The 26,353-nt window shown below is 73.7% G+C and carries 27 protein-coding genes; 21 read left to right on the top strand and 6 right to left on the bottom strand.

Annotated features, from left to right (window positions below):
* Together AB0E98_RS29175 and AB0E98_RS29170 are read left to right on the top strand one after the other, a co-directional pair.
* Complete coding sequence (locus AB0E98_RS29175) at positions 1 to 996, top strand: ATP-binding cassette domain-containing protein (RefSeq protein ID WP_361708328.1); 996 nt, start codon at positions 1 to 3, stop codon at positions 994 to 996.
* A 68-nt stretch (positions 997 to 1,064) separates the two neighbouring features.
* Entirely contained in the window at positions 1,065 to 1,748 is a 684-nt protein-coding gene (locus AB0E98_RS29170; protein ID WP_361708326.1) for a DUF1707 domain-containing protein, read from the top strand.
* Positions 1,749 to 1,763: 15 nt separating this feature from the next.
* Here AB0E98_RS29170 and AB0E98_RS29165 read toward each other — a convergent pair whose 3' ends face one another.
* Positions 1,764 to 3,086, bottom strand: a complete 1,323-nt coding sequence (locus tag AB0E98_RS29165) for an SGNH/GDSL hydrolase family protein (RefSeq protein WP_361708323.1) — start codon at positions 3,084 to 3,086, stop codon at positions 1,764 to 1,766.
* A gap of 166 nt (positions 3,087 to 3,252) precedes the next feature.
* Between AB0E98_RS29165 and AB0E98_RS29160 the strand changes: the two genes are divergently transcribed.
* The 8 genes from AB0E98_RS29160 to AB0E98_RS29125 all read left to right on the top strand — a co-directional run bounded on the left by AB0E98_RS29160 (position 3,253) and on the right by AB0E98_RS29125 (position 10,777).
* Positions 3,253 to 4,602 (top strand): DUF445 domain-containing protein, encoded by a 1,350-nt coding sequence (locus tag AB0E98_RS29160; RefSeq protein WP_361708321.1) that lies wholly within the window; start codon positions 3,253 to 3,255, stop codon positions 4,600 to 4,602.
* Positions 4,603 to 4,620: 18 nt separating this feature from the next.
* Positions 4,621 to 4,872 carry a DUF3311 domain-containing protein gene (locus AB0E98_RS29155; protein ID WP_361708320.1) on the top strand — a complete coding sequence of 84 codons (252 nt, stop codon included), beginning with the start codon at positions 4,621 to 4,623 and terminating at the stop codon, positions 4,870 to 4,872.
* On the top strand, positions 4,869 to 6,416 hold the full coding sequence (locus AB0E98_RS29150) for a sodium:solute symporter family protein (protein ID WP_361708317.1): 1,548 nt from the start codon (positions 4,869 to 4,871) through the stop codon (positions 6,414 to 6,416). The genes AB0E98_RS29155 and AB0E98_RS29150 overlap by 4 nt, the downstream gene beginning before the upstream one ends.
* 71 nt (positions 6,417 to 6,487) lie before the next feature.
* Positions 6,488 to 6,799 carry a DUF6412 domain-containing protein gene (locus tag AB0E98_RS29145; RefSeq protein WP_361708315.1) on the top strand — a complete coding sequence of 104 codons (312 nt, stop codon included), beginning with the start codon at positions 6,488 to 6,490 and terminating at the stop codon, positions 6,797 to 6,799.
* 121 nt (positions 6,800 to 6,920) lie between these two features.
* A complete protein-coding gene (locus AB0E98_RS29140; protein ID WP_361708312.1) occupies positions 6,921 to 7,754 on the top strand; it encodes a membrane protein insertase YidC in 834 nt (277 codons plus the stop codon).
* A gap of 85 nt (positions 7,755 to 7,839) precedes the next feature.
* Positions 7,840 to 8,712: a fumarylacetoacetate hydrolase family protein gene (locus AB0E98_RS29135; RefSeq protein WP_361708311.1), complete on the top strand. Its 873-nt coding sequence runs from the start codon at positions 7,840 to 7,842 to the stop codon at positions 8,710 to 8,712.
* Between the two features lie 90 nt (positions 8,713 to 8,802).
* Positions 8,803 to 10,203, top strand: a complete 1,401-nt coding sequence (locus AB0E98_RS29130) for a choice-of-anchor A family protein (RefSeq protein ID WP_361708308.1) — start codon at positions 8,803 to 8,805, stop codon at positions 10,201 to 10,203.
* Between the two features lie 40 nt (positions 10,204 to 10,243).
* On the top strand, positions 10,244 to 10,777 hold the full coding sequence (locus AB0E98_RS29125; RefSeq protein WP_361708306.1) for a methyltransferase domain-containing protein: 534 nt from the start codon (positions 10,244 to 10,246) through the stop codon (positions 10,775 to 10,777).
* 21 nt (positions 10,778 to 10,798) lie between these two features.
* On the opposite strand, the gene AB0E98_RS29120 is transcribed toward AB0E98_RS29125, so the two are convergent.
* Positions 10,799 to 11,731, bottom strand: a complete 933-nt coding sequence (locus AB0E98_RS29120) for an NADP-dependent oxidoreductase (RefSeq protein WP_361708508.1) — start codon at positions 11,729 to 11,731, stop codon at positions 10,799 to 10,801.
* 87 nt (positions 11,732 to 11,818) lie between these two features.
* On the opposite strand from AB0E98_RS29120, the gene AB0E98_RS29115 reads away from it, so the two are divergent.
* Positions 11,819 to 12,775, top strand: coding sequence for a helix-turn-helix domain-containing protein (locus tag AB0E98_RS29115; protein WP_361708303.1), 957 nt, complete (start codon positions 11,819 to 11,821; stop codon positions 12,773 to 12,775).
* 63 nt (positions 12,776 to 12,838) lie between these two features.
* Positions 12,839 to 14,053: a helix-turn-helix transcriptional regulator gene (locus AB0E98_RS29110; protein WP_361708300.1), complete on the top strand. Its 1,215-nt coding sequence runs from the start codon at positions 12,839 to 12,841 to the stop codon at positions 14,051 to 14,053.
* Here AB0E98_RS29110 and AB0E98_RS29105 read toward each other — a convergent pair.
* The 3 genes from AB0E98_RS29105 to AB0E98_RS29095 form a co-directional block, all read right to left on the bottom strand.
* Positions 13,951 to 14,832 (bottom strand): hypothetical protein, encoded by an 882-nt coding sequence (locus tag AB0E98_RS29105; RefSeq protein ID WP_361708298.1) that lies wholly within the window; start codon positions 14,830 to 14,832, stop codon positions 13,951 to 13,953. The two genes, AB0E98_RS29110 and AB0E98_RS29105, sit on opposite strands and share 103 nt — an antisense overlap.
* 89 nt (positions 14,833 to 14,921) lie before the next feature.
* Positions 14,922 to 15,806, bottom strand: coding sequence for a class A beta-lactamase (gene bla / locus AB0E98_RS29100; RefSeq protein ID WP_361708506.1), 885 nt, complete (start codon positions 15,804 to 15,806; stop codon positions 14,922 to 14,924).
* Between the two features lie 137 nt (positions 15,807 to 15,943).
* Entirely contained in the window at positions 15,944 to 16,582 is a 639-nt protein-coding gene (locus AB0E98_RS29095; protein WP_361708295.1) for a pyridoxamine 5'-phosphate oxidase family protein, read from the bottom strand.
* A gap of 98 nt (positions 16,583 to 16,680) precedes the next feature.
* Between AB0E98_RS29095 and AB0E98_RS29090 the strand changes: the two genes are divergently transcribed.
* Positions 16,681 to 17,607, top strand: a complete 927-nt coding sequence (locus tag AB0E98_RS29090; protein WP_361708292.1) for a phosphotransferase — start codon at positions 16,681 to 16,683, stop codon at positions 17,605 to 17,607.
* On the opposite strand, the gene AB0E98_RS29085 is transcribed toward AB0E98_RS29090, so the two are convergent.
* On the bottom strand, positions 17,591 to 18,682 hold the full coding sequence (locus AB0E98_RS29085; protein ID WP_361708289.1) for a Gfo/Idh/MocA family oxidoreductase: 1,092 nt from the start codon (positions 18,680 to 18,682) through the stop codon (positions 17,591 to 17,593). The genes AB0E98_RS29090 and AB0E98_RS29085 overlap by 17 nt on opposite strands.
* A 48-nt stretch (positions 18,683 to 18,730) precedes the next feature.
* Here AB0E98_RS29085 and AB0E98_RS29080 point away from each other — a divergent pair, with 48 nt between their 5' ends.
* The 8 genes from AB0E98_RS29080 (at position 18,731) to AB0E98_RS29045 (ending at position 26,310) form a co-directional block, all read left to right on the top strand.
* Positions 18,731 to 19,855, top strand: a complete 1,125-nt coding sequence (locus tag AB0E98_RS29080; RefSeq protein WP_361708286.1) for an ROK family transcriptional regulator — start codon at positions 18,731 to 18,733, stop codon at positions 19,853 to 19,855.
* A 141-nt stretch (positions 19,856 to 19,996) separates the two neighbouring features.
* Positions 19,997 to 20,803, top strand: a complete 807-nt coding sequence (locus AB0E98_RS29075; RefSeq protein WP_361708283.1) for a hypothetical protein — start codon at positions 19,997 to 19,999, stop codon at positions 20,801 to 20,803.
* Between the two features lie 98 nt (positions 20,804 to 20,901).
* Positions 20,902 to 21,666, top strand: a complete 765-nt coding sequence (locus tag AB0E98_RS29070) for a GntR family transcriptional regulator (protein WP_361708504.1) — start codon at positions 20,902 to 20,904, stop codon at positions 21,664 to 21,666.
* Positions 21,667 to 21,768: 102 nt separating this feature from the next.
* Positions 21,769 to 22,890, top strand: coding sequence for a TIGR03364 family FAD-dependent oxidoreductase (locus tag AB0E98_RS29065; protein ID WP_361708280.1), 1,122 nt, complete (start codon positions 21,769 to 21,771; stop codon positions 22,888 to 22,890).
* Between the two features lie 5 nt (positions 22,891 to 22,895).
* The gene (locus tag AB0E98_RS29060) at positions 22,896 to 23,615 is read left to right on the top strand and encodes a phosphonatase-like hydrolase (RefSeq protein ID WP_361708277.1); all 720 of its coding nucleotides are present in this window, start codon (positions 22,896 to 22,898) and stop codon (positions 23,613 to 23,615) included.
* Positions 23,615 to 24,664 (top strand): ABC transporter ATP-binding protein, encoded by a 1,050-nt coding sequence (locus AB0E98_RS29055; protein WP_361708274.1) that lies wholly within the window; start codon positions 23,615 to 23,617, stop codon positions 24,662 to 24,664. The genes AB0E98_RS29060 and AB0E98_RS29055 overlap by 1 nt, the downstream gene beginning before the upstream one ends.
* A complete protein-coding gene (locus AB0E98_RS29050; protein ID WP_361708272.1) occupies positions 24,657 to 25,517 on the top strand; it encodes a 2-aminoethylphosphonate ABC transporter permease subunit in 861 nt (286 codons plus the stop codon). Before AB0E98_RS29055 ends, AB0E98_RS29050 begins: the two co-directional genes overlap by 8 nt.
* The gene (locus tag AB0E98_RS29045; protein WP_361708269.1) at positions 25,504 to 26,310 is read left to right on the top strand and encodes an ABC transporter permease subunit; all 807 of its coding nucleotides are present in this window, start codon (positions 25,504 to 25,506) and stop codon (positions 26,308 to 26,310) included. The genes AB0E98_RS29050 and AB0E98_RS29045 overlap by 14 nt, the downstream gene beginning before the upstream one ends.
* Positions 26,311 to 26,353: the final 43 nt, after the last annotated feature.

Below are 26,353 nucleotides of genomic sequence, written 5' to 3'. Positions count from 1 at the left end.
GTGGATGATCTCATCGTTCTCGAGGACGTCGAGAAGGTCTTCGACGTACGCCGCAGGGCGGGGTTCCTGCGGCGGGAGCGGCACCGGGTGCGCGCGGTGGACGGCATCGGCTTCCGTGTCCCGCGCGGGGAGATGGTCGGCTACATCGGGCCGAACGGCGCGGGCAAGTCCACCACGATCAAGATGCTGACGGGCATCCTGACGCCCAGCGCGGGCCGGCTGCGGGTCGCGGGCATCGACCCCTCGCGGGACCGCTCGCGGCTGGCGCGCCGGATCGGGGTCGTCTTCGGGCAGCGCACCACACTGTGGTGGGACCTGCCGTTGCGGGATTCCTACGGTCTGGTGCGCCGGATGTACCGGATTCCCGACGCCCGTTACCGGGCCAATCTGGAACGCTGCGTGGAGCTCCTCGACCTCGGAGAGCTGCTGGACGTGCCGGTGCGGCAGCTGTCGCTGGGGCAGCGGATGCGCGGGGACATCGCGGCGGCCCTGCTCCACGATCCCGAGGTGCTCTACCTCGACGAGCCGACCATCGGACTGGACGTGGTGAGCAAGGCCAAGGTGCGGGAGTTCCTGCGCGACGTCAACGCCGAGCGCGGGATGACGGTGCTGCTGACGACCCACGACCTGACCGACATCGAGCAGTTGTGCAAGCGGGTGATGGTCATCGACCATGGCCGGCTGGTCTACGACGGCGGGCTGGACGGCCTCCATGCTCAGGGGGAGAGCGAGCGGATGCTCGTCGTCGACCTGGAGCGGGAGTTCCCGCCCGTCACCGGCGTCCCCGGTGCCCGGGTGGTGCGGGTCGAGGGGCCGCGCCAGTGGCTGGCGTTCGCCGCCACGCACAGCGCGGCGCCCGTCGTGGCGGCGGTGGCCGAGCGCTATCCGCTGGTGGACCTGTCGGTGCGGGAACCGGACATCGAGCAGGTCATCGCCACCATGCTGTATCCGATGGGGGACACCCCCAAGCCCCCGCCGGATCGTTCCGCGCTGTAGCGGGCGTGGGGCCGCCGGTGGCGCACGCGTGCTGTGGCCATCCGGTCGGGGCATCTAATCTGTCCGCCATGATGAACGAACTTCCTGAGATGCGGGCCTCCGACGCGGAGCGCGAACGGATCGCCGAGGTCCTGCGCGAGGCCGTCGCCGAGGGCCGGCTGACCATGGAGGAGTTCGAGGAGCGTCTGGACGCCGCCTACAAGGCCCGTACGCACGCCGAGCTGACCCCGCTGGTGCGGGACCTGCCGGTGCCCTCGGGCGCCGGCCGGGCGGCTGCCGCGCCGGTGCCCGAGGGTGGGGGCGGCTGGGCGGAGCGCGTCGGCGGGCCCGCCACCTCCACCTGGGCGATGGCGATCTGGGGCGGCTTCAACCGCGCGGGCCGCTGGACCGTGGGACGGCGCTTCACCGCCTTCGCCATGTGGGGTGGCGGGAAGATCGACCTGCGCGAGGCCCGTTTCGAGGACCGCGAGGTCGTCATCCGCTGCTTCGCGCTCATGGGCGGTATGGGCGTCGTCGTCCCCCCGGACCTCGACGTGGAGGTGCGCGGCATCGGCATCATGGGCGGCTTCGGGGACAGGGCGACCGGCCCCGGCACGCCCGGTTCGCCCAAGGTGCGGATCACCGGCCTCGCGCTCTGGGGCGGCGTCGGCGTCGAGCGCAAGGCGGCCCGGGACGAACGGGACCGGCTGCGCGAGCAGAAGCGGCTGGAGTGGGACGACCGGCGCGACGGCGGCGGCAAGACCCCGGGGTAGCCGCCGGCCCGGTGGTCACAGCGCCGCCCTGACCTCCCCCTTGAGCACACCGACGTCCAGCGTCCGGGCCATCGCCAGATAGCCGGCGTCGTTCGGGTGGAGATGGTCCCCGCAGTCGTACGCCGGGAGGAGGCGCTGCGGGTCGGCCGGGTCGCGCAGCGTCCGGTCGAAGTCGACGACGTCGTCGAAGACGCGCCCCGAGCGGATCTCCGCGTTGAGCCCGCGACGGACGAGCTCCTGGTCCGGTCCGGTGCCCGTCCGCCCGCCGAAGGGCGACAGCGTCGCGCCCGTCACCCGCAGCCCGCGCGTGTGCGCCCGTTCGACCAGCGTCCGCAGGCCCGCCGCGATCCGCGCGGGATCGGTCTGGCGGGGGCTGCGCAGGATGTCGTTGACGCCGAGCTCGACGACGACAGCGCGCACCCCCGAACGGGAGAGCACATCGCGGTCGAAGCGGTCCAGGGCGCTGGGATTGTTGACGGCGGAGGAGCCCATTCCGCCGAGGAGGACGCGATTGCCGCTGATGCCCTCGTTGAGCACGCCCAGGCGCGGTGCGCCGCGCTCGGTGCGCAGCCGGCCGGCGAGGAAGTCGGTCCAGCGGCGGTCGGCGCCGATGGTGGCGGAGACGCCGTCGGTGATGGAGTCGCCGAGGGCCACCACCGCGCCCGTGGCCTCGGCGGTCCAGACGTCGACGGCCGTCACATAGCGCCAGAACAGGCTCTTCGCGGTGAACGCGGCGCCGCCCGCGTCCAGCGTCCGGTCGCCGGGGGCGAGGTAGGAGATCTGCCGGGCGTGCGGGTGGATGGTCACGGGGCCGGCCGGCCGGGAGACGTATGTGCTGATCAGCAGGTCCGCGGGGGCGGCGACGGGGAGGCGGACCGGGTCGCTGTAGGTCGCCCGTCCGGCCGGGACGGTCACCGAGCGCTCCCCGCCGAAGGTCAGCTCCCGCATGCCGCCCGGCGCGGCCGCCGGGCCGCCGGGGGTCGCGGCGAGGGCGAGCGAGGCGTGGTCGACGGTCAGCGGGGCGCCGCCGAAGAGGTTGGAGAGCTGGACGCGGGCCATGCCGCCGGCCAGCGTCGTGTGTACCACGTTGCGGATGGACCGGCCGGGGTAGCCGCGCGCCGTGCCCGGCTCGGCGGCGGCCGGGGACGCCGACCAGGAGCCGATCCAGCGTCCCGCTGCGGTCGGCGGGGCCGGGCGCGGGGACCGCAGCGCCTCGTCGGCCGTGCCGTCCGCCCCGCCCACGCCGGTGAATATCGCCAGCGAGGCGGCCACGACCAGGGCCGCCAGCGCGGCCAGCAGGGCGTGGGCGGCGCCACGGGACAGGGGTGGCCTGTTCATCGCGGACAACTCCCGGGGACACATCGACGGCGGACGATCGACGGCGGACGACGGCCGGACGTGGGGAACGACGTGGGGAACGACGCCGGGGAACTCTTCGTCCGTTCCCCGAGTACGTCGGGTAGGGACAATGCACAGCGAGGACAGTTCGGAACGGGTGGTGTCGATGAAACGGTTCCATGAAGAGGAGCCGGCTGCCGCCGGGGGCGGCGCGAATGCCGCCGACGGAGTGATGCTGCCCGGGCCGGCGGCCGGATTCACCTACAGCGCGGCGGACGAGGAGAAACGGCGTGGCGTGCGCCGGATGAAGGCCCTCGCGACGGGGCTGCTGCTGAGCGTTGCCCTGGTGTACGCCCTCGCGAAGTGGGCGCAGTCCGCGGGCGCGGGCGGCTGGGCCGGGTTCGTGGCCGCGGCCGCCGAGGCGGGCATGGTCGGCGCGCTGGCCGACTGGTTCGCGGTCACCGCGCTCTTCCGGCGGCCCATGGGCCTGCCCATCCCGCACACCGCGATCATCCCCACCAAGAAGGACCAGCTGGGCCAGAGCCTGGGCGAGTTCGTCGGCGAGAACTTCCTCTCCGGCGACGTGGTGCGGGTACGGCTGCGGGCCGTCGGCATCGGCTCCCGGCTCGGCGTCTGGCTGTCCGACCCCGCGCACGCCGACCGGGTCACCGCCGAGCTGGCCACGGCGCTGCGCGGCGCCCTGACCGTGCTGCGCGACTCCGACGTCCAGGCGGTCGTCGGCGAGGCCATCACCCGGCGCGCGGACGCCGTCGAGATCGCCCCCGGCATCGGCGCGACCCTGGAGAAGGTCGTCGCCGACGGCGGCCACCACAGGGTCGTCGACCTGGTGTGCGTACGGGCCCACGACTGGCTCGTCACCCACAGCGACTCCGTCATGTCCGCCGTCACCGGAGGCGCCCCCGGCTGGACGCCGCGCTTCGTCGACCGCAAGGTCGGCGAACGCGTCTACAAGGAACTGCTGCGCTTCGTCACCGAGATGCGCGACATGCCGGACCACCCGGCGCGCGGCGCCGTCGACCGCTTCCTGACGGACTTCGCCCGCGACCTCCAGTCCGACGAGGACACCCGGGCCCGGGTGGAGCGCCTGAAGTCCGAGGTGCTGGGGCGCGGCGAGGTCCAGGATGTGATCGCCTCGGTCTGGTCCTCGGTCCGCGCGATGATCGTCGCCGCCGCCGAGGACGAGCGCAGCGAGCTGCGACTGCGCGTCCGCGCCTCGATCCTCTCGCTGGGCGCCCGGATGACGGACGACGAGCGGCTGCGCCGGAAGGTCGACGGCTGGCTGGAGGACGCGGCCGTCTATGTGGTGACGACCTATCGGGACGAGATCACCGCCTTGATCACGGAGACGGTGGCGGGCTGGGACGCGGAGCAGACCTCCCGCAAGATCGAGGCCCACATCGGCCGGGACCTCCAGTTCATCCGCATCAACGGCACGGTGGTGGGCGCCCTGGCGGGCCTGCTGATCTACACGGCGTTCCGGCTGCTGGGGGCGTGAGCCATGGGGTTGTGAGCCATGGGGACGCGCGCCTGGGGGCGTGAGCTCCCACCCCCTAGGGTCGGGGGCGTGCTGAAGAAACGTCCCACTCTCCTGTGGCTCCTGGCCCCCTATGTGCTCTACCTGGTCGCCCTCCCCCTCGTGGACCGCGTCCGTCCCACCGTCATGGGCCTGCCCTTCCTGTTCTTCTGGCTGCTCCTGGCCACCCTCCTCACCCCCGTCGCCGTCTTCCTCGCCTGGCGCGGCGACCGCGCGCGGGGGCGGGCATGAGCGGGAACGCCGCCGTCGCCTCGACGATCTTCGGCGTCTTCATGCTCCTGACCGTCGCCCTCGGCCTGCTGGCCGTCCGGGGGCACGGCCGCGGCGGCGGGCTCGCCGAGTGGTCGGTGGGCGGCCGCAGCCTGGGCACGGTCTTCATCTGGGTGCTGATGGCGGGTGAGGGCTACACCAGCTTCAGCTACCTCGGCGCGGCGGGCTGGGGCTACAACTACGGCGCGCCCGTGCTCTACGTCGTCGCGTACCTCTCCTGCGGCTACGCGATCGGCTACGTCGTCGGCCCGACGCTGTGGGCGTACGCCCGCCGCCACGGGCTCGTCAGCATCACGGACATGGTGGCCCACCGCTACGGCCGCCCGTGGGCCGGCGCGCTGGTGGCGGTCCTGGCGACGGTGTGCCTGCTGCCGTACATCCAGCTCCAGATCACCGGGATGGGGGTCGTCGTCTCGACGATCTCCTACGGCGCGATCAGCCTGAACTGGGCCTACTTCATCGCCTTCGCCGTCACCACCACCTTCGTGGTCGTGAGCGGCCTGCGCGGCAGCGCGTGGGTGTCCGTGCTCAAGGACATCCTCGTCATCGGCACCCTCGGTTTCCTCGCCGTCTACGTCCCCTTGCACTACTTCGGCGGCTACGGCCCCTTCCTGGACCGGATGGTGGCGGAGAAGCCGGACTGGCTGACCTTCTCCGGGCACGGCGGCAGCGGGATGGCCGGGGGCTGGTTCGTCACGACGAGCTTCCTCAACTCCCTGACGGTCGTCATCTTCCCGACGACCGTGGCGGGCTATCTGGGTGCCCGCAACGCCGACGCCCTGCGGCGCAACGCGATCCTGCTGCCCTTCTACAACGTGCTGCTGTTCGTGCCGATGCTGCTGGGCATGGCGGCGATCTTCGTGGTGCCCGGGCTCACCGGGGCGGGCTCGAACCTGGCGCTGTTCAAGCTGGTGGTCGACTCGCTGCCGGCGTGGGCGGTCGGGGTGATCGGGGTGGCCGGGGCGCTCTCGTCGATCGTTCCGATGGCTGTGTTCATGCTGGTCATCGGAACGATGTGGGGACGGAGCGTGCTGGGCGCGATCCCCCGGCTCGCGGAGCGCCCGGAACGGCAGAAGGCGGCGGCGCAGGCCGTGGTGGTCGGGGCGGGCGCGCTGGCGCTGCTGCTCACGTACACCGCGCCCAACACGCTGGTGCGGCTGTCGCTCATCTCGTACGAGGGCATGGCCCAGCTCGTTCCCATGATCCTGCTGGGGCTGATGTGGCGGAGGCTGACGCTGTGGGGCGCCCTCAGCGGGCTCGCGGTGGGCGGCACGCTGGTGTGCGCGCTGGTCTTCACCAAGCACGACCCGGTGTGGGGGGTGAACGCGGGAGCCCTGGCACTGGTGGCGAACGTGCTGGTGGCGCTGGCGGTGTCGTGGTGGGGCCCGCGGCCGGGACCGGCCGAGGCGGCCCGGCCCGACGACGAGGTCCTGGCCCGGGACCCGGGCCGCGATCCGGAGCGGGACGGCGCCCCGGCCGGTGCCGTTGTCAGTGGCGGGGACTAGTATCGACGGCAGTTGAGATGTGATCAGGTGTTCGCCTGATCGTGAGCCCGGTTCAGCAGGGGGGAGCAGTGATGAGCGTCGTCTTCCGTACGCACATGAGCATGCTCCTCTTCCTGCTCGCCGAGCTGTGGCTGACGGAGAGCGGGCTGAGCGGCCTGATGGCCTCGGTCGCCCTCACCGTCGCCACCTCCGTGGTGGCCACCGCGGCGCTGCTGTTGGCCGCCGTCGCCGCCCGGTCCTCCGGCCCGCTCACCCCCACCCGGATACGCACGGCGCTACGGGACCGTGAGCTGCGGACGGCGTTCCTCGCCCAGCGCGATCCCGATGCCCGTGGCCGTCGCCGGCCCCGGGCGCCCGGCCGTTCCGTCCTGACGGCCGCGTAGGCGCGCACACCCGGGCTCTCACCGCCCCGTGGGGGTGCCCGCGCGGCTCGTCACACCGAAACCCCTCGCCTCTTTTGGCTTCGTTCGGTCACGACGGGACCCCGTGGAGGGCTCACTCGCCATGTCTTTCCTCTCACCGCTTTTCTCGAATCTCGGCTCGCTTCTCACCCATCTCGCGGACGCGCTCGATCCGCTCTTCGGCGCCTCGGCCACGGCCGCCGCGATCGTGGTCCTCACCTGCTGCGTACGGCTCGCGCTGCTCCCGCTCGCCCGGTCGGCGGCGCGGGGCGAGCGCACCCGGGCCGAGCTCGCGCCCCGGCTGGCCGAGCTGAAGCGCCGGCACGGCAAGGACCCCGAGCGGCTGCGCGAGGAGGGGGCGAAGCTGTACTTGGAGGCTGGGGCGTCGCCGCTGGCCGGCTGTCTGCCGTCGCTCGCCCAGCTCCCGGTCTTCTATGTGATGTACCACCTGTTCTCCACCGGCGACGGCGGGGACCTGCTGGAGCACACGCTGCTGGGCGCCCCCCTGGGCGGCCGCTGGGCGGGCGCGCTGGGTCACGGGGGAGCGTTCGGCGCCCAGGGGCTGGTGTATCTGGGGCTGTTCGCGCTGATCGCGGCCGTGGCGACGTGGACGTTCCTCCGCAACCGCAAGACCGCCGCCGCGCTGCCGGCGCCGGTGGCGGGCGACGAGCAGGTGCCGGGGATGGCGGCGATGGCGAAGGTGCTGCCGCTGCTGTCGTTCGGCACGCTGGTCACGGCCGCGGTGGTGCCGCTGGCGGCCGGGCTGTACCTGGCGACGACCACCACGTGGACGGCGGTGGAGCGGATGCTGCTCCAGCCGCTGCGCACCCCGCGCGAGACGGTGCCGGGGAATCCGGCGAAGGGTCCGGCCAAGGACTCGGCCGAGGGCCCGGCCAAGGGGACGACGCGGCGGAAGGGAAGGACTTCCGCCGCATAGGGCGCCGTATCGGGACCAGGGGCCGAAAGGGGGCTTGTGGAGACAGCCTCCGGTCCTGTTCGATCATGTGGGGGGGGGTGTGGTGATGAGACTGCTGCGGGTCGGGCCCGCCGGGGCCGAGCGCCCGGCGCTGCTGGAGGAGGACGGGACGCTGCGCGACCTGTCGCCCCTGGTCGCGGACGTCGACGGGGCGCTGCTCGGCGACCCCGCGGCCCTCGACCGCGTCCGGGCGGCCGTCGGGGCCCGGATCCTGCCCGTCCTCGACCCGGCCGGGCTGCGCACCGGCCCGCCCCTGGCCAGGATCGGCAAGATCGTGGGCATCGGGGTCAACTACCGGGATCTCGTCGCCCAGAGCCGGGTGGCGACACCGGCCGAGCCGGTGGTGTTCCTCAAGGCGCCCGACACGGTCGTCGGCCCGGACGACACGGTGCTGGTGCCGCGCGACAGCGTGAAGACGGACTGGGAGATCGAGCTGGGCGTCGTCATCGGCCGCACCGCGCGCTATCTGCGGACGGACGAGGAGGCGTTGGCGGCGGTCGCGGGCTATGTCCTCTCCCACGACGTCTCCGAGCGCTCGTACCAGAACGGGCGCAACGGCGGGCAGTGGGGCAACGCCTGGGGCAAGGGCAAGAACTACGAGACGTTCAATCCGCTGGGGCCCTGGCTGGTGACGGCCGATGAGATACCCGACCCACAGGCGCTGAGGATGCGTCTGTGGGTCAACGACCGGCTGATGCAGGACTCCAGCACGGCGGAGCAGATCTTTCCGGTGGCGCATCTGGTGCGTCATCTGAGCCAGTACATGACGCTCCACCCCGGGGACGTCGTCAACACCGGCACCCCGGCGGGCGTGGCGCTGGCCCGGCCCGAGCCCAAGCCGTATCTGCGGGCCGGGGACGTGGTGGAGCTGGAGATCGAGGGGCTGGGCCGGCAGCGGCAGCGGCTCAAGGGCGCCTAGCGCCCACCGGCGCGCCGGCCGTGGGCCGTCCGGGGGCACGGAGGCGTGTGCTGCGGCGATCCGGCACCCCTACTAGGCATATTTTCGGATATGCACCCCATGCAGCACCCCCGGCCCATGCAGCACAAGGAGTATGTGCGATGGCTCCGGGTGAACCGCCCGGCGGCCTCGGTGATGGCCCTGCTGTCCCTGATCGGGGGCACGCTGCTGGCCTGTGCCTTCAGCATGATGGGCACCGAGGACTCGGCGCCCGTGGCGGGCCCGGGTCCCTGTGTCCCGGGGACGTGCCCGGGCGCGTACCCCGAGCCGAACAACGGCCCCGTCACCAGCCGTGACAACGGCGTCAACATCTTCGTCGGCGGCGACTACACCGTGCGCCAGGCGGCGGCGGACGCCGAGGGACGGATCGTCGTACTGGGCGACTTCGACGTCTCCAAGGCCGCCGGGGTCCCGCCCGCCTACAACGTGGGCGTGGTCGGGACCGGCTCCCGGGTGCCGCCGGAGAACGGCTCGCCGTTCCTGAGGATCGGCGGCGACCTCAAGGTGGCCGCCGGGCAGCGGCTCGTGGCCGAACAGGGCCCGGTCAGCGGGACCGTGGCGTACGCCGGGAGCGTCCACACCGGCACGGTCAGCCCCAAGGCCGTGCGCGACGTGGGCACCGTCGCCCTCTACGGGCCCCTGCGCGAGGAGCTGACCTCCGCCAGCAACTGCTACGCCTACGAGCGGGGCGTGGCCCGCCGCAGCACGGGCACGGCCGTCAACCAGGGTGCCGCCACGGTCTTCACCGGCGACGGCCGCTCCCGCCTCCAGGTCTTCAACGCCCCCTTCGACCTCGTCGCCCCCGGCGGCGGCGCGCAGGAACTGCTGTTCCGCTACGTCCCGGACGGGGCGACCGTGCTCGTCAACGTCACCAACCCCGACGGCGGTACGGCCCGGGCCGTCAGCACGTCCTCCGGCAGGCTCACCGGAGTGCGGCGGGAGCGGCTGCTGTGGAACTTCCCCGACGCGAAGGAGGTCCGTCTCACCGGCGGCGGCCAGCTGGACGGCACCGTGCTCGTCGGACGTCGCTCCAGCGTCACCCGGGTCACCCTGCCGGGCATCAACGGCCGCTTCTTCACGGCCGGTTCCCTCATCCACGAGTCCGGACCCGGCGCGGGCGGCCAGGCCCTCCACGCCTACCCCTTCGACGGCTCCCTCCCCGACTGCGGCACCACCCTGCCCGCGGACCCGGCCGACTCCGGCGAGCCCCTGCCCCTGCCGGTGCCCAGCGGCCCCGCCGCCCCGGCCGTCGGCCCGGCCGGCCTCGCCGGCGCCCCCGGGGCCTCCTGGGCCCCCGTCCAGGACGCGCCGGTCGCCGGCGACGGCCATGAACTGGCCCGCACCGGACCGCCGATGGGCGCGTACATGGCGGCGGGCACGGCCCTCGTCGCCGCCGGTGCCGGACTCGCCCTCGTCGTGCTGTTCCGGACCCGGATGAGGGTGGCGGAGTGAGCGCGGACCCACACGGACAGGCCTCGCGGAAAGGTCTCCCATGCCCCGTACCCCCAGCGGCTGCTACCCAGTCGTCAGCCTCCGCCTCGCACGCCGCGTCCTGGGCGACGATCCGCGGCGCGACGTGCGCTGGATCGCGGCCGGACCGGGCATGCGCTGCGCCGAGATCGGCAGCGGCGGCGGGTACTACACCCCCGCCCTCGCCGCCCACCTGGGACCCGGCGGCCTGCTGATCGCGCTCGACCCGGCCGCCCACGACCCCCGCGCCCACCGCCGTACGGGCCCGGGCGCGAGGACCGTCCACGTCGGCGGCGACGGGCTGGCCCTGCCCTTCGCCTCCGCCACCCTGGACGCGCTGCTCTACAGCTACAGCCTGGAGGAGATGGCCGACCCGGAGACGGCGCTGGCCGAGGCCGCCCGGGTGCTGCGCCCGGGCGGGCAGCTCGTGCTCTTCCTCTGGCGCCCCCTGCTCCGGCGGGGGCACATGGCCGCGCTCGGCCGGGCCGACGCCTTCGACCTGCGGCGGGCCCGGCGCGGCGGCCAGAACCTGCGCCTGGCCTACCGCAGACGCTGAGGGGGCAGGGGCAGGGGGCGGTCAGGAAACGGTGAGGACGACCTTCCCGGTCACCCGGTTGGTGTCGCCCAGCGCGTGCCCCTCGGCGGCCCGGTCCAGCGGGAAGACCGCCTCGACGGCCGCCTTCAGCTTGCCGGCGCGCATCAGGTCCGCGATGGACCGCATGCCCTCCTGGTCGGCCTCGACGAGCAGGGGGCGGAAGCGCACGTCCCGGGCGGCGGCCCGCTCGGGAAGGTCCTCGGCGTAGGAGAGCAGGGCGATATTGATCAGCTGCCCGCCGGGCTTGAGGACGTCCAGGGAGCGGTCGGCCGTGTCGCCGCCGATGGTGTCGAAGACCAGGTCGACGGGGTCGATCTCGGTGAAGTCCTGGTTCCGGTAGTCGATCGTCTCGTCCGCGCCGAGCTCCCGCAGGAACGCGTGCTTGGGGGCGCTGGCCGTGCCGATCACATACGCGCCCCGCTCCTTGGCGATCTGCACGGCGAGGTGGCCCACGCCACCGGCCGCGGCGTGGATCAGCACCCGCTGCCCGGGCCGGACGTCCGCCGCGTCCACCAGCACCTGCCAGGCGGTCAGCGCGGCCAGCGGGATCGCGCCCGCCTGGACGTGGTCGACGCCCTCCGGCTTGCGCACCAGGGCGCGGGCCGGGGCGGCGACGTACTCGGCGAAGGACCCCACACCGTAGGGGTAGGGGAGCATGCCGAACACCTCGTCCCCGGGCTCGTGCAGCGTGACGCCGACGCCCACGGCCTCGACGACGCCCGACACGTCCCAGCCCAGCACCAGGGGGAGCCGGTCGAGGAAGCCGGCGCCCTGCCGGTGCTTCCAGTCCGTGGGGTTCATGCCCGCAGCGCGGACGCGGACCAGTACCTCGGAGGGGCCGGGGACCGGCCGCTCGGTCTCGACCATCTGGACGACCTCGGGGCCGCCGTAGCTGTTCTGGCTGATCGCCTTCATCGTGCTCTTGCTCATGGACGTAAGGATTTCCCGGCCCGGAACGTGATCGACAGTGGCCCGGAGGCCATGACATGCAAGAATCGGGCCATGCATCGTGTGGTGGTCCTGGCGCTGGACGGCGTCATCCCGTTCGAGCTGAGCCTGGCGTCGCGCCTGTTCGGCGTCGCTGTCGACCCGGATGGCCGACAGCTGTACGAGGTGCTGACCTGCTCGCCGGACGGTGGCCCGGTCCGTACGGGCGCCGACTTCTCGATCAGCGTCGAGCACGACGCGTCGGTGCTGGCCACGGCCGACACCGTGGTGATCCCCGCGTCCGAGGCGTTCGCCGACATCGTCGACAGCGACGCGCTGCCCGCCCCCGTGGCCGAGGCGCTGGCCCGGATCCGGCCCGCGACCCGGATCGTCGGGATCTGCATCACCACCTACGTCCTGGCGGCCGCGGGCCTGCTGGACGGCAAGGGCGCGGCCACCCACTGGTGCCACGCGGACCGCTTCCAGCGGCTGTACCCCCGGGTCGCCCTGGCGCCCGACGTCCTCTTCGTGGACGCCGGACGCGTCCTGACCTCGGCGGGGGCCGCGGCGGGCATCGACCTGATCCTCCACCTCATCCGGCGGGACCACGGCAGCGGCGTCGCCAACCACGTGGCCCGCCGCTGCGTCGTCCCCCCGCAGCGGGAGGGCGGCCAGGCGCAGTACGTGGAACGCCCGGTGCCGCACAGCGCCGACACCGGCACGTCAGGGACCCGCGCCTGGGCCCTCGACCGCCTCCACGAGCCCCTCCAGCTCACCGACCTGGCCCGGCACGCGGGCATGAGCCGGCGCACCTTCACCCGCCACTTCCGCGCCGAGGTGGGCCTGAGCCCCGGCCAGTGGCTCACCCAGCAACGCGTCGACCTGGCCCGCCACCTCCTGGAGAGCAGCGACCTCCCGGTGACCCGCGTCGCCGAACGCGTCGGCTTCGGCACGGACGCGACCCTGCGACAGCACCTCCACACGGCGATCGGCGTCTCACCGGGGGCGTACCGGAGGACGTTCCGGGCGTGAGGGGCCCTCCCGTAGCGGGCGTACTGTGGGGTGAGGCGTTCCACTCTCCCGGCGGGCGGGGCTATGGCGGTGACACTCGGGGACCGGCTCGGCGAGCTGCGCGTACGGCGCGGCCTGACCCAGGAAGGCCTGGCCGAGAAGGTTCGGTTGAGCGTGGACACGATCCGCGAACTGGAGCAGAACCAGCGCTTCACGGCCCGGATGAGCACGCTCAACCGCTTGGCGCGCGCTCTCGACGTCGAGACCTCGGCGTTGCTCGGTCCGCCCGCGGTCCTGGAGACCTCCGGCGGTGCCGAGTCGCCCAGCATCCTCGCGCTGCGCCAGGCGGTGACACCGCTGTCCGGCTTCCCGGGGCTTCCGGGACTCGGTGCGGAGGATGACGTTCCCCCTCCTTCCGTGAGCGAGCTGCGCGACAGCATCCGCAGTACGGAAAAGGTCCGGCGACAGGGCGAGTTGACGAAGATCACGGCCGTGCTCCCCACGCTCCTGGCCGACGCCCGCGCGGCGGCCGGGCACTACACCGGTGCGGACCGGGCGGCGTCGTACGCCGTGCTGGCGGAGGCGTATCAGGTGGCGGCCACGACGCTGACCGCTTTCGGCAAGGAGGACGCCGCCTACACCGCGCTGGAACGGTCCATGGAGGCCGCCGCCCGGTCCGACGATCCTCGCCTGGAGACCATCGGCGTCTCGACCTTGTCGTGGATCTTCACCAAGCAGGGGCGCATCTCCGACGCGGAGCGTGTGGCCGTACGGATGGCCGAGCGCATCGAGCCCGGATTCCGCTCGGCCCCTCTTGATCTCGCCCTCTGGGGCATTCTCCTGCTGCGTGGCGCGACGGCGGCTGTACGGGCCGAACGCGTGGATACGGCAGAGGAGTTGCTGTCGCTGGCGGCAGCCGCAGCGGCCCGCATCGGCGTCGACCGGCTCGACTACGCGACTCCTTTCGGGCCGACGAACGCCGGGGTCGCCACGGTCAACGCGTATGTGGACATGGGTAAGCCCGACAAGGCCCTGACGCATGCCGTCCGCATCCCGGACCTGTCGGGCTTGCCGCCCACCTGGCAGGCCCGCCACCATCTGGACCGCGCTCAGGCCTACGCGGAGATGCGTCGTGACGGCGAGGCGACGCGTGCCCTGCTGGCGGCCGAGCGGACGGCGCCCGAGTGGATGCGCTGTCACGGCTCGTCCCGCCATCTTGTGGCGGAGCTCAGGGGACGAGAACTGCGGCGCGGTTCACCGATCAGGGACCTCGCGATCCGCCTGGCGATCGAGGGGTAGGACGCGACGAGCTCGGACTCGTCGGTGACCAGGACCTCGTGGTTCGTCATGCGGCAGTGAAAGAGCCGGTCGCGTAGGCCGTTGCCGCCGAGCACGACGACGTCGTCCCCGTGGACGGCCAGGCCCGAGGGCGCGGCGACCTGGCTCTTCCGCACGTGGATCCGTCCATCGGCATGGGCCTGGAGCAGGGGGAACGTCGGGTAGTAGGCGGCGTGGGCAACTCCGGCGTCGACATTGAGCGCGTGGACGTCGACGATGTGCTGGACGCCCTCCGGCGGGGTGTAGCCCCATCGCCGGTTGCCGCCGCTGTCCCATCGGACCAGGCCCGCGGAGCTGATCGGGTCGACGAAGACCCTCTCGTCGCCGTACGCGCTCCACAAGTGATTGAGCCGGTCGGCCATCAGGAAGTTCATGGCGCGTCCCATGGAGAGGCGGCGCCGGAGCCGGCCTTCGCGGCCGTAGATCTGCGCGTTGGGCGCGTCCGGGCCGCCGTAGCCCTTCAGGATGATCCGTCCATTGGGCAACGCGTCCAGGCCGTAGACGCGGAAGGTCACGTTCCGGAGGACGCGCTCCTGGACGGCACCGGCATCGCTGATGACCAGGAGGGCGTCATACGGGTGGCGCCGGGGGACGGGACTGGGTCTTCCGTACGGGTTCGGTACGAGTTCCGCGTCGGGGCAGGGGAGCCAGAGGGCTCTGCCCCACGCGTCCACCGTGGTGGCCAGGACCTTTCGGTCGTCGTACCGCCGAGGCAACAGTGCGTGGGAACGCAGTGCCACCTTTTTCAAAAAATCACCTCGCGGGCGAAGGAATGTTCCTCGCCATGATCGCAGGTGGTCCCGGCCGCCCCGGTGGCCCGTGGTCCGCTTCAGACGAGGGCTGTCCCCACAAGTGCCGCGACCTCGGCCACCAGCGCGTTGTTCGTCGGGGCGGTGGCGGAGAGGGCCGTCGTCAGGACGGCGAGGACGATCGGGGCGCGGCGGTGCGGGGGCCAGGCGATGCCGACGTCGTTGGCCACGGCGTAGGCCGAGCCGCCGCCGGTCTTGTCGGCGAGGGTCCAGCCCGGCAGGCCCTTGCGGAAGCGTTCGGTGTTGGTGGTGTTGGCGATCAGCCAGCCGGTCAGGCGCTCGCGGTCCCGGCGGGGGAGCGCGGCGCCGAGGACGAGCCGTTCGTAGGTGCGGCCGATGGCGGCGGGGGTCGTGGTGTCGGTGTCGCGGTCCGGCTCGGCGGAGTTGAGCTCGGGCTCCCAGCGGTCGAGGCGGGTCGTGCCGTCGCCGATCGAGCGGCAGAAGCGGGTGATGGCGCTGGGGCCGCCCAGCTCGCGGAGGAGCAGGTTCGCGGCGGCGTTGTCGCTCTCGCCGACGGTGGCGGCGCACAGTTCGGCGATCGTCATGCCGTTGGCGAGGTTCTCGGCCTTGCCGGTGACGGGGGCGTAGCCCGAGTCCTCGGTCTGCCGCTCGGTGTAGCGGAGGCGCTTGCCGAGGAGTTCGCCGCGCCGGTCCTGGCGCAGGACGGCCGCCGCGGCGAGGGTCTTGAAGACCGAGCACATCGGGAACGCGTCGTCCGCGCCGTGCTCGACGGTCCGGCCCGTGGCCGTGTCGCGCGCGTACACGCCGATCCGGACCGAGTGCTTCCGTTCCAGCTCCCTCAGCCGTCGGGCGATCTCGTCCTCGCGCCGCGGCGTGGCCGCCACGGCGCTCCCGCCCGTGGTCAGCGTGGCGGCCAGCGCGGCCCCGGTGCCGAGGGCCAGCATGGCGCGGCGCGACGGGTGTGCCCCTGTGGTCTCCAACGTCTCGGTTTCCTCTCCAGTTGCGGCCAGGACATCACTCACGACGCCGCAAAAGAGGGCACTGGTTCCAGTTCACTCCGATTCGGAGTGTTCCGGCCATTTCAGCCGTACAGGCCGTCCGCGTACCGCGGGCCGTAGTAGTTCTCCAGCTCCTCCAGCGGCGTCTCCGGGCGCTCCAGGCGCTTGGCGATCCGCGCGCGAGAGGTCATCTCCTCGGGCCGCCACGTCTCCGGCTTCCAGAGGGCGGACCGCAGGAAGGCCTTGGAGCAGTGGTGGAAGACCTCATCGATCTCGACGAGGAGCGCGAGCCGGGGGCGGTGCCCCTTGACCACCAGCTCGTCGAAGAAGGGCGCGTCGCGCAGGAGCCGGGCGCGGCCGTTGACGCGGAGCGTGTCACCGCGCCCGGGGATGAGGAAGACCAGCCCGACGTGAGGGTTGCTCAGGATGTTGAAGAAGCCGTCGGCGCGGCGGTTTCCGGGGCGTTCCGGGATGACGAGGGTGGTGTCGTCGAGGACGAGCGCGAAGCCATGGGGGTCGCCCTTCGGGGAGACGTCGCAGGTGCCGTCGGCCGCCGCCGTCGCCACGAGGCAGAGCGGCGAACGCGCCAGCCACTCCTTGTCGAGATCGTGCAGCCGCGTACGGACCTTGCCGAGGGCCGCCGCCGTCGGCTCGCCGAGCAGTTCGCGCAGTTCCTCGGGCGAGGTGATCTCGGCTATCCCGGCTGTCTCGGCGGTATCCATCGGTCAGTCCTCCCCATTGGGCTGGATCATGCTGTCACGAGCTTAGATCGCGGGAAATCTCTTCGACAGGGCCCGACCCGGACGGCATGATCACCTTCATGACGAACCTCAGCGAACGCGCCCGACGCGCCGTGGACATCGCGACCCGGGCCGGGCTCCGGCTGGGGCTCCACGCCCGTGAACCCCGCGTGCTGCACGACGTGTTCAACGTGCTGGTGCACCTCGCGCCCGAGCCCGTCGTCGTGCGGGTGCCGTCCCTGGGCTTCGCCGGCGCCGAGGAGCCGGCGCGCAAGCAGCGCCGCGAACTCGCCGTCGCGGGCTGGCTGGCGGACATCGGCGCCCCGGTCGTCCGGCCCAGCCCGCTGGTGCCGCGCGAACCGGTCGTGACCGACGGGACGTCGCTGACGTTCTGGGAGTTCGTCAGCGAGGAGAAGCCCGCCGCCGACGAGGACCTCCAGGAACGGTTCGCCGAACAGACCGGGAACGCGGCCGAGTTGCACGCCCTCCTGGCCGGCTACCCCGGCGAACTGCCCGTGCTCTCCCCGCTCGTACCCGGTCTGCGCCCCCTGCTGGACGAGCTGGGCAAGCACCGGCCGGACGGCCTCACCGCGGCGGACCTGGACCGGGCCGAGAGCGAGTACGCCGCGCTCGAAGCGCTGGCCGCCGACCTGTCCGCGCACTTCCCCGGCGCCCGCCTCCAGCCGCTCCACGGCGACTCCCCCGCGTACAACATGCTGCGCGTCACCGGCGGTCGCCGGCTCTTCAGCGACTTCGAGGACGTCACCCTCGGACCCGTGGAGTGGGACCTGACCCTCGTCGGCCCGCACGGGATCGAGGCGTACGAGCGCGCCGGCGGCGGGCCCGTGGACCCCGCCCTCCTGGAGGTCATGGAGGGCGCGCGGCTGCTCCAGGTGGTGGGGGCGCTGGCGTTCGTGCCGACGATGCCGGAGATGGGGGCGATGCTGGAGCCCGCCGTCGCACGGTGGCGCGAGCGGGCCCCGCTGTCCGTCAGCCGTTCAGCGTGACCGTACGCGCCTCGGCGGCGGAGGTCTTCGCCGCCTCCAGCACGCGCAGCGCGGCCGCCGCCTCCCGGGCCGTGACCGGCGGCAGGCCGCCCGTGCGCAGCGCCTCGGCGATCGCGGCGTAGTACGCGGGGTAGTCGCCCGGCAGCGTCGGCACCGGTTCGCCGCCGCCCGTCAGCGGGGACTCCCCGGCGCCCAGCCGGCCCCAGGAGGACTCCGCCTCGACGCCCCAGGACGCCGCCGAGCCCGGCCGCAGCCCCTCGCGGAGCGCGCCCTCCTGCGGGTCGAGCCCGTACTTCACATAGCCGGCCGTGTCGCCCAGCACCCGGAAGCGCGGGCCGAGCTGGGCGGCGGTGGCGCTCATCCACAGATGGGAGCGGACGCCGGAGGCGTGGCCGATGGCGATGAACGTGTCGTCGTCGGCCTCCGCGCCCGCCCGGCGCACATCCGACTCGGCGTAGACCGTGACGGCCGGGCCGAAGAGGGTGAGGGCCTGGTCGACGAGGTGGCTGCCCAGGTCGTAGAGGATGCCGCCGATCTCGGCGGGGTCGCCGGACTCGCGCCAGCCGCCCTTGGGGCGGGGCCGCCAGCGCTCGAAGCGGGACTCGAAGCGCCGGACCTTGCCGAGCGTGCCGCCCCCGACCAGCTTGGCGACGGTGCGGAAGTCGTTGTCCCAGCGGCGGTTCTGGAACGCGCTGAGCAGCAGCCCGCGCGTCTCGGCCAGCGCGGCCAGCTCCTCCGCCTCGGCGGCGGTCGCGGCCAGCGGCTTGTCGACGACGACCGGCAGCCCGGCCTCGAGAGCGGCGCGGGCGAGCGGGACGTGGGTGCGGTTGGGGGAGGCGATGACGACCAGGTCGAGGTCCGCGGCACGGGCGAGGAGCGCCTCGGCGGTGGCGACAGTACGGGCCCGGGGGTGCTCGGCCACGGCCTGCCGCTGCCGCTCGGCGTTGGCGGTGACCACCGTGTCGAGGGTGAGCCCGTCGGCGGCGGCGATGAGCGGGGCGTGGAAGACGGAGCCCGCGAGGCCGTAGCCGATCAGGCCGACGCGGAAGGGGGCGGTGTCCATGCCGGTGTTCATGCCCTCCACTTTGGCAACGCTGTTGCGTAAGCGCAAGTGGAGGGGAGAATGGGGTCTGTGAGCAATCTTGGAGCCAACCTCGCCGCGCTGCGCGACCACAACGCCGCCGTGGTCCTCGGACTGCTGCGCGACGCGGGCGAGGACGGCGCGAGCCGCGCGGAGCTGGCCGCGCGGTCGGGGCTGACGCCCCAGGCCGTCAGCAAGATCACGGCACGGCTGCGGGCGGAGGGCTTCGCGGCCGAGGCCGGACGACGGGTCTCCACGGGCGGCAAGCCGGCGACGGCGCTACGGCTGGTGCCGGGGGCGGGACGGGCGGTGGGGGTGCACGTCGACCGGGACGCGGTGACGGTCACGGTCGTGGACCTCACGGGATCGGCTGTCGCGACTCGCACGGTGCCGCTCTCTCTCGGCGCGACAGCGGAAACCTTGGCCGACGTGGTCGTGGGGGAGGTGCGGGCGCTGCTGGAAGGCGGGGGAGTCCCACCGGCGGCCTCCCTCCTCGGCGTCGGCGTCGCCGCCCCCGGGCCGCTCGATCACATCGGCGGCGTCCTGCGGGACGTGACCGGATTCCCCCAGTGGAGCGGCTTCCCCTTGCGGGAGGTGCTGGCCGAGCGGCTCGGCCGGCACGTCGTCCTCGACAAGGACACCAACGCCGCCGCGCTCGGCCTCCTGCGGTCCGCCCCGCGCGAGCCGGGCTCCTTCGCCTACCTCCACCTCGGCACCGGCCTCGGCGCCGGGCTCGTGCTCGGTGGCGAGGTGCACCGGGGCGCCCGGACCGGCGCCGGGGAGTTCGGGCACCAGGTGCTGCGGCTCGACGGGCCGCCGTGCCCCTGCGGCAGACGCGGCTGCCTCGAAGTCCTGTGCCTGCGGGCCGTCGCCGACGGCGACACCGCCCTCGCCGCGCGCCTGCTCGGCGTCGGCGCCGCCAACCTCGTCCAGCTGCTGGACATCGACCGTGTGCTGCTCGGCGGCCGGACGCTGCTGGCCGACCCCGACCCGTATGTACAGGGCGTACGCGCCGAGCTCCCCGCGTCCGTGCCCGTGGCCGTCGCCCCCGGCGGGGAGCGCGCCGTGGCCGAGGGTGCGGCCGAACTCGTGCTCGCGCCGCTCTTCGGCGCGGGCCGCGCCCTGGCGCCCGCCGCTCCGGCAGCGCTCACCCGCTCGGCCGAATGACCCGACCGGATCAAACGACTGTCGGCTCATCGGGCGGCGTTTGACGCCCGGTCGGCCGTACGTGCCCGTGCCGTACGCCCCCGACGGCGTGGGCCGTGGAAGGTTGCGGACGACCGGAGCCCCCAGCCGCAAAGGCCCGCCATGAACAGGCCCCCCAAGCCGTCGCCCCGCTCCGCCCCCCGCCGCGCCCTGCTCGTCTGCGGCGCCGTGCTCGCGCTCGGCGCCGTCGGCGCGGCGCGTCCGCCCGCCGACCCGGGGCGGCAGCAGTGCGGCGACCCGCACAGCGCCGAGTTCCCGATCACGTCGCGGATCGCCGGCGGTCCCGCCGGATACGAGCGCGGCGGCACCCCGCGCGCCTGGCGGCTGGAGCTGCGCAACGCCACCGCCACCGAGTGCCGGGCCATCCACCCCGTCGCGGTCCTCGCCGACCGGGGCCGGGCCCTTGAACCCGCCGACTTCCACCTGGACTTCCAGGACCCGGGGGACGGCCGCTGGCTGCCCGTACGCTTCGAGCGGACCGACGAGGCGGAGAACGTCGGCGTCCTGGACGGCGGTTCACCGGCACCCGGTGGCGAGGCGCCCGCCTTCCCCGGCTTCACCGTGCCAGCCCACGGCTCGCTCACCGTGCCCCTGCGGCTGGGCTTCGCCGGCGACGCCCCCGAGGGGCCGGTCACGGTCAACGTGACGGCCGTGCAGAAGCGCGGCGGCGACGGCGCGTGGGTGGGGGAGTCGGACGACTACACGTTCGCCGTCGGGGCCGGCGGCGGAGCCGCGACGCCCTCGGCCGCCACCGCTCCCGCGCGGCCCGACGCCGCCGCGCACCTGGAGCCGCCCGGACTGGCCGACACCGGTGACGAACGGCCCGTGTTCGCCGTCGGCGCGGCCGCCCTCGCCCTGCTGGTCGCCGGGACGGCGCTGGTGGTCGGGGCACGACGACTGAACCGCTGACGCCCCCTGACCGAACCGCCGGCGCCCGCCGGCACCGGGGCGTCACCCGGGGGTGCGAGGATCGCGCCGTGGACAACACGCACACGCACCCCCATGACATGGCAGGTCAGCGGCCCGGCGCCCCCATCCGCGCGGGAATCCCGGAACACGGCCGGATCCCCAAGTACTACGCGGTCAAGACACGCGTGGCCGCGCTCCTCGACGAGCTGGGCGAGGGCGGACCGCTGCCGACCGAGCGCGAGCTCGCGGCGCGCTTCGAGGTCTCGCGCGAGACCGTGCGGCAGGCCCTGCGCGAGCTGTTGCTGGAGGGGCGGCTGCGCCGTATGGGGCGTGGCACGGTCGTCGCGGGGCCCAAGCTGGAGCAGCCGCTGTCCCTGGCCAGCTACACCGAGGGCGTACGCCGTCAGGGCCGCCGCCCCGGCCGTGCCCTGATCGGCCTGGACCGCCTCTCCTGCCCGGCGGGCCTCGCCCCCGATCTCGGCGTGGCGGCGGGGGAGCCGGTGTGGCACATGGAGCGCGTCCTGCTCGCGGACGACGAACGGGTGGGGCTGGAGAGCACGTACGTGGCGGTGGCGCGAGTGCCGTCGCTGGACGCCGAGTTCGCCCCGGACTCGTCCTTCTACGGCTATCTGCGCGAGCGCCTCGGCATCTCCTTCGGCGACGCGGACGAGCGGCTGGAGACCGTGCTGGCCACCCCGCGCGAGGCGCTGCTGATCGGTACGCCGCCCGCGCTGCCCATGCTGCTGATCCACCGGGTCTCGCGCGACACCGAGGGCCGCCCGCTGGAGCGGGTGCGGTCGCTGTACCGGGGGGACCGGTTCTCGTTCACCGCGCACCTGCGGGGCGAGGGCCGGGAGGGGTGATAACGGAACGATAACGGGTCTAGGCCAAGTTTGGCGGCTCGTTCACCGCCGCGTCGCCGTACGGCTGCATTGGCGACACCGCGCCCGACGACTGTTCGAGTCATGCGAGTCATAGTCGTCGGAGCCGGGGTGCTGGGAACCATGCACGCCTGGCAGGCAGTCCAACGCGGCCACGAGGTCGTCCACATCGAGCGGGAGGCCGAGGCCCGGGGCGCCTCCGTCCGTAACTTCGGCCTGGTCTGGGTCGGCGGCCGGGCGGCCGGCGAGGAGCTGGAGACCGCCCTGCGCGCCCGGGAGCTGTGGGAGGAGATCGGCGCCGCCGTCCCCGGCCTCGGCTTCCGCGCCAACGGATCCCTGACGGCCGTCACCGACGAGACCGAACTGGCCGTCGCCCGCGCCGCCCTGGCCCGCCCCGACGCCGCCGCCCGCGGCTTCGGGCTGCTCACCCCGGACGAGGCCCGCGGCCTCAACCCCGCCCTGCGCGGCGACTTCCTCGGCGCCCTGTGGTGCGAGCGCGACGCGGCCGTCGAGCCCCGCACCGCACAGCGCGCCCTCAAGGACGCCCTCCTCGCCTCCGGCCGCTACACCTTCCTCGGCGGCCGCGAGGTCCGCGAGGTCGTCGGCGAGCGCGCCGTCCGCGACGACCGCGGCGACCTCCACACGGGCGACGCGGTCGTCCTGTGCACGGGCGCCTGGCTGGGCGGCCTCGTCCGCGAGCTCGCGCCCACGCTCCCCGTCCGCCGGGTGCGGCTCCAGATGATGCAGACCGCGCCGCTGGGCGAGAAGCTCACCACCTCCGTCGCCGACGCCGACAGCTTCCGCTACTACCCCGCCTACGCGGGCGCCGGCCTCGACGCCATGGCGGCGGCGAAGCCCCAGCCCCCGGTGGCGGCGGAGCACAAGATGCAGCTGCTCATGGTTCAGCGCGCCGACGGCGGCCTGACCATCGGCGACACCCACGAATACGCCGAGCCCTTCTCCTTCGACGTCGTCGAGGACCCCTACGAGCACTTGACCGCCGTCGCCGAAGGGCTCCTCGGCCGGCCGCTGCCGAAGATCCGGCACCGCTGGGCCGGGGTGTACGCGCAGTGCGTGGACACCACCCGCGTCGTCCACCGCGAGCAGGTGCGCGACGGGGTGTGGCTGGTGACCGGCCCCGGCGGCCGCGGCATGACCTGCTCCCCGGCGATCGCCGAGACCACCGCCGACGCACTGGAGTGGTGAAAGAGATGCGAGAGAACGAGAAGATCGGCCTGGTCGTCCTGGACATGGCCGGCACGACCGTCGCCGACGACGGCCTGGTCGAGCGGGCCTTCGACGCGGCCGCCCGCACCCTGGGCGTCGAACCCGGCACCCCCGAGCACGCCGGGCAACTGGCCTACGTCCGCGCCACCATGGGCGAGTCGAAGATCTCCGTCTTCCGCCACCTCTTCGGCGGCGACGAGGAACGGGCCCAGCGCGCCAACGCCGCCTTCGAGACCGCCTACGGGCAGCTCGTCGACGCCGGGCACGTCGCGCCGATCCCCGGCGCCCGCGAAGCCATCGAGCAGCTGCGCGCCGAGGGCCGGACCGTCGTCCTCACCACCGGCTTCGCCCGCGTCACCCAGGACGCGATCCTCGCCGCCCTCGGCTGGACCGGCCTCGCCGACCTCACCCTCTGCCCGGCAGACGCCGGCGGCCGCGGCCGCCCGTACCCGGACATGGTCCTCACGGCCCTGCTGCGCACCCACGCCGCCGACTCCGTCCGGGGCATCGCCGTCGCGGGCGACACCTCGTACGACATGCTGAGCGCCCGCCGCTCGGGCGCCGCCCTCGCGGCCGGCGTCCTCACCGGCGCCCACGACGAGCCCGCCCTGCGCACCGCCGGAGCCACCCACGTCCTGGGGTCGGTCGCCGAACTCCCGGACGCCATCGCCGCGTACGAGCGGTCCGCCGCGGAAGGCGATTGATGTCCGGAATCACGTTTGAGAACGTCTCGGTCGCCTACGGCGGGAACACCGTTCTCGACTCACTCGACCTCACCGTCGAACCCGGCGAGGTCATGGCGCTCCTCGGCCCGTCCGGCTCCGGCAAGACCACCGCGCTGCGGGCGGTCGCCGGGTTCGTCCAGCCGGCCTCCGGACGGGTGCTCATCGGCGACCGGGACGTCACCGCGCTGCCCCCGCACCGGCGGGGCGTCGGCATGGTGGTCCAGCAGTACGCGCTCTTCCCGCACATGCGGGTCGACGCCAACGTCGCCTTCGGGCTCAAGGCCCGCAAGGCGCCCCGCGCCGGGATCGCCGCCCGCGTCGCCGAGGCGCTGGAGATGACCGGCATGACCGCCTACGCCAAGCGCTACCCGCGCGAGCTGTCCGGCGGCCAGCAGCAGCGCGTCGCCATCGCCCGGGCGCTGGCCGTCCGGCCCGGCGTACTCCTCCTCGACGAACCGCTCTCCGCGCTCGACGCCCAGCTGCGCTCCGGCATGCTCGCCGAACTCGCCCGGCTCCACCGCGAACTGCCCGACGTCTCCATGCTGTACGTCACCCACGACCAGGTCGAGGCGCTCACCCTCGCCGACCGGATCGCGGTCATGGACAGCGCCCGCCTCCAGGACTGCGGCACCCCGCACGACCTCTACCGCCGCCCGCGCACCGAGTTCACGGCGTCCTTCGTCGGCGACGCGAACCTGCTGCCCGTCACCGTCAGGGACGGCGGCGCCGAATTCGCCGGCACCCGGCTGGACGTGGCCGCCGGTGCCGCCGCGCCCGGGGCCTCGGCCACGCTCTGCGTCCGCCCCCACCTGGTCGGGCTCGGCACCGGGCCCAACACCCTGCGCGGCACGGTCGCCGAGCTCCAGTGGCGCGGCGCCACCCACCGGCTCCACGTCGACGTGGCCGGCCACCGGGTGAAGGCCGACGTCCGCGAACTGCGGGAGCCGCCGCCCCTGGGCACGGAGGTGTCGCTGCACTTCGCGGCCGAGGACGCGGTACTGCTGCCGGCGGGAGTGGCGCGTGGCTAGCCCCGGGGCGACCCGGCCCGGCCGGGCCGCCTGGGCCCTCGCCCTCCCGCCCGTCGCCGCCCTCGGCCTCGTCTTCCTCTACCCCCTGGCCCTGGTCGTCCGGGAGTCCGTCTCCCCTGACGGCGGCGGATTCTCGCTGTCCGCCTACAGCGACGTCCTCGCGCAGACCGCGTTCCGCGACGCCCTCACCAACACCGTCCTCATCGCCGTCGGCGCCACCCTCGGCGCCGTCGCCCTCGGCTTCGCGCTCGCGCTCGTCATCGCCTTCGTCCCCTTCCCGGGCGGAAAGGCGCTGAGCCGCTTCATCGACGTCTTCCTCTCCTTCCCGTCCTTCCTGATCACCCTCGCCCTGCTCTTCGTCTACGGCACCGTCGGCATGGCCAACGGCCTGTGGACCGGGATGACCGGCGCCGCCCACGGCCCGTTCGACTTCCTCCACACCCCCTGGGGCGTGCTCCTCGCGGAGGTCACCTACTTCACCCCGTTCGTGATGCGACCCCTCCTCGCCGCCTTCTCGCAGGTGGAGACCGCGCAGCTGGAGGCCGCCGCCTCGCTCGGGGCCACCGCGCCCCGGATCGTACGACGGGTGATCCTGCCCGAGGCGCTGCCCTCGCTCGCGGCGGGCGGGTCGCTGGTGCTGGTGATGTGCCTCAACGAGTTCGGGATCGTGCTCTTCACCGGAGCCAAGGGTGTGACGACGCTGCCGACGCTCATCTACGGCAAGGCGATCCTCGACGGCGACTACACGGGCGCCTGCGTCGTCGCGGTCGTGAACATCGCCCTCTCGGTGGCCCTCTACGGGCTCTACCGCCTCCTCGTCTCCACCAACGGAGTCCGACGTGCTCGTGCATAGCCGCCCCGCCCGGTGGGCCGTGTGGGCCGCCTTCACCGCGGTCTTCCTGCCCGTCTTCGCGCTGCCGTTCCTGGTGATCCTCGCGGCCTCCTTCGCCACCGGCTGGAGCGGCGCGCTGCCCTCCGGCGCGACCCTCGCGCACTACCGGGACGTCTCCCGCGGCGACGCGCTCGACGCGCTGGTCACCAGCCTGCTGACCGGCCTCGCGGCGAGCGCGCTGGCGCTGGCCATCGGCACCTGGTCCGCCCTCGCGGTCCAGGCGCTGCGCACCCGGGCCCGCCGGCTGAGCCGGGCCGTCGACACGCTGTTCATGCTGCCGGTCGCCGTGCCCTCCGTGGTCGTGGGCCTCTCGCTCCTCGTCGCCTTCTCCAAGCCGCCGCTGCTCCTCAACGGCACGCCCACGATCGTCGTCCTGGCCCACACCGTGCTGGTGACCGCCTTCGCCCACCAGTCCGTGACCGCTGCGCTGAGCCGCCTGGACCCGGCGTACGAGCAGGCCGCGGCCGGCCTGGGCGCGAGCCCGGCGCATGTGCTGCGGCGGGTCAAGCTCCCCCTGCTGCTGCCGTCCCTGTCGGCCGCCGCCGGCCTCTGCTTCGCCCTGTCCATGGGCGAGCTGAGCGCCACGATGATGCTCTACCCGCCGGACTGGCTGCCCCTGCCGGTCAAGGTCTTCGCCGCCACCGACCGGGGGTCCCTCTTCTCGGGCGCCGCGCTCGCCGTCGTCCTCATGGGCACGACGCTGATCGTCCTGACCGCGGTCTCCCGGATCCGTACGAGGGCCTCCTACCGCTAGACCCCCCTTTCCCTGCCGTCCCTCCCCATACCGTCCCCCCACC

It is taken from the genome of Streptomyces sp. NPDC037389 (genome assembly GCF_040636475.1).
In the GTDB taxonomy this organism is placed as follows: Bacteria; Actinomycetota; Actinomycetes; order Streptomycetales; family Streptomycetaceae; genus Streptomyces; species Streptomyces hesseae.
Note: the sequence above shows the minus strand (reverse complement) of the source record. Positions and strands in the feature narration are given on the sequence as shown.

Excerpts from the sequence above, each read along its gene's own strand:
- AB0E98_RS29165 (WP_361708323.1), bottom strand. The coding sequence starts at position 3,086 with ATGAACAGGCCACCCCTGTCCCGTGGCGCCGCCCACGCCCTGCTGGCC.
- AB0E98_RS29145 (WP_361708315.1), top strand. The coding sequence starts at position 6,488 with ATGAGCGTCGTCTTCCGTACGCACATGAGCATGCTCCTCTTCCTGCTC.
- AB0E98_RS29070 (WP_361708504.1), top strand. The coding sequence starts at position 20,902 with ATGGCAGGTCAGCGGCCCGGCGCCCCCATCCGCGCGGGAATCCCGGAA.
- AB0E98_RS29160 (WP_361708321.1), top strand. The coding sequence starts at position 3,253 with ATGAAACGGTTCCATGAAGAGGAGCCGGCTGCCGCCGGGGGCGGCGCG.
- AB0E98_RS29140 (WP_361708312.1), top strand. The coding sequence starts at position 6,921 with ATGTCTTTCCTCTCACCGCTTTTCTCGAATCTCGGCTCGCTTCTCACC.
- AB0E98_RS29075 (WP_361708283.1), top strand. The coding sequence starts at position 19,997 with ATGAACAGGCCCCCCAAGCCGTCGCCCCGCTCCGCCCCCCGCCGCGCC.
- bla (WP_361708506.1), bottom strand. The coding sequence starts at position 15,806 with ATGCTGGCCCTCGGCACCGGGGCCGCGCTGGCCGCCACGCTGACCACG.
- AB0E98_RS29080 (WP_361708286.1), top strand. The coding sequence starts at position 18,731 with ATGGGGTCTGTGAGCAATCTTGGAGCCAACCTCGCCGCGCTGCGCGAC.
- AB0E98_RS29065 (WP_361708280.1), top strand. The coding sequence starts at position 21,769 with ATGCGAGTCATAGTCGTCGGAGCCGGGGTGCTGGGAACCATGCACGCC.
- AB0E98_RS29090 (WP_361708292.1), top strand. The coding sequence starts at position 16,681 with ATGACGAACCTCAGCGAACGCGCCCGACGCGCCGTGGACATCGCGACC.
- AB0E98_RS29095 (WP_361708295.1), bottom strand. The coding sequence starts at position 16,582 with ATGGATACCGCCGAGACAGCCGGGATAGCCGAGATCACCTCGCCCGAG.
- AB0E98_RS29170 (WP_361708326.1), top strand. The coding sequence starts at position 1,065 with ATGATGAACGAACTTCCTGAGATGCGGGCCTCCGACGCGGAGCGCGAA.
- AB0E98_RS29120 (WP_361708508.1), bottom strand. The coding sequence starts at position 11,731 with ATGAAGGCGATCAGCCAGAACAGCTACGGCGGCCCCGAGGTCGTCCAG.
- AB0E98_RS29085 (WP_361708289.1), bottom strand. The coding sequence starts at position 18,682 with ATGAACACCGGCATGGACACCGCCCCCTTCCGCGTCGGCCTGATCGGC.
- AB0E98_RS29060 (WP_361708277.1), top strand. The coding sequence starts at position 22,896 with ATGCGAGAGAACGAGAAGATCGGCCTGGTCGTCCTGGACATGGCCGGC.
- AB0E98_RS29055 (WP_361708274.1), top strand. The coding sequence starts at position 23,615 with ATGTCCGGAATCACGTTTGAGAACGTCTCGGTCGCCTACGGCGGGAAC.
- AB0E98_RS29110 (WP_361708300.1), top strand. The coding sequence starts at position 12,839 with ATGGCGGTGACACTCGGGGACCGGCTCGGCGAGCTGCGCGTACGGCGC.
- AB0E98_RS29130 (WP_361708308.1), top strand. The coding sequence starts at position 8,803 with ATGCACCCCATGCAGCACCCCCGGCCCATGCAGCACAAGGAGTATGTG.
- AB0E98_RS29150 (WP_361708317.1), top strand. The coding sequence starts at position 4,869 with ATGAGCGGGAACGCCGCCGTCGCCTCGACGATCTTCGGCGTCTTCATG.
- AB0E98_RS29125 (WP_361708306.1), top strand. The coding sequence starts at position 10,244 with ATGCCCCGTACCCCCAGCGGCTGCTACCCAGTCGTCAGCCTCCGCCTC.
- AB0E98_RS29135 (WP_361708311.1), top strand. The coding sequence starts at position 7,840 with ATGAGACTGCTGCGGGTCGGGCCCGCCGGGGCCGAGCGCCCGGCGCTG.
- AB0E98_RS29115 (WP_361708303.1), top strand. The coding sequence starts at position 11,819 with ATGCATCGTGTGGTGGTCCTGGCGCTGGACGGCGTCATCCCGTTCGAG.
- AB0E98_RS29155 (WP_361708320.1), top strand. The coding sequence starts at position 4,621 with ATGGGGACGCGCGCCTGGGGGCGTGAGCTCCCACCCCCTAGGGTCGGG.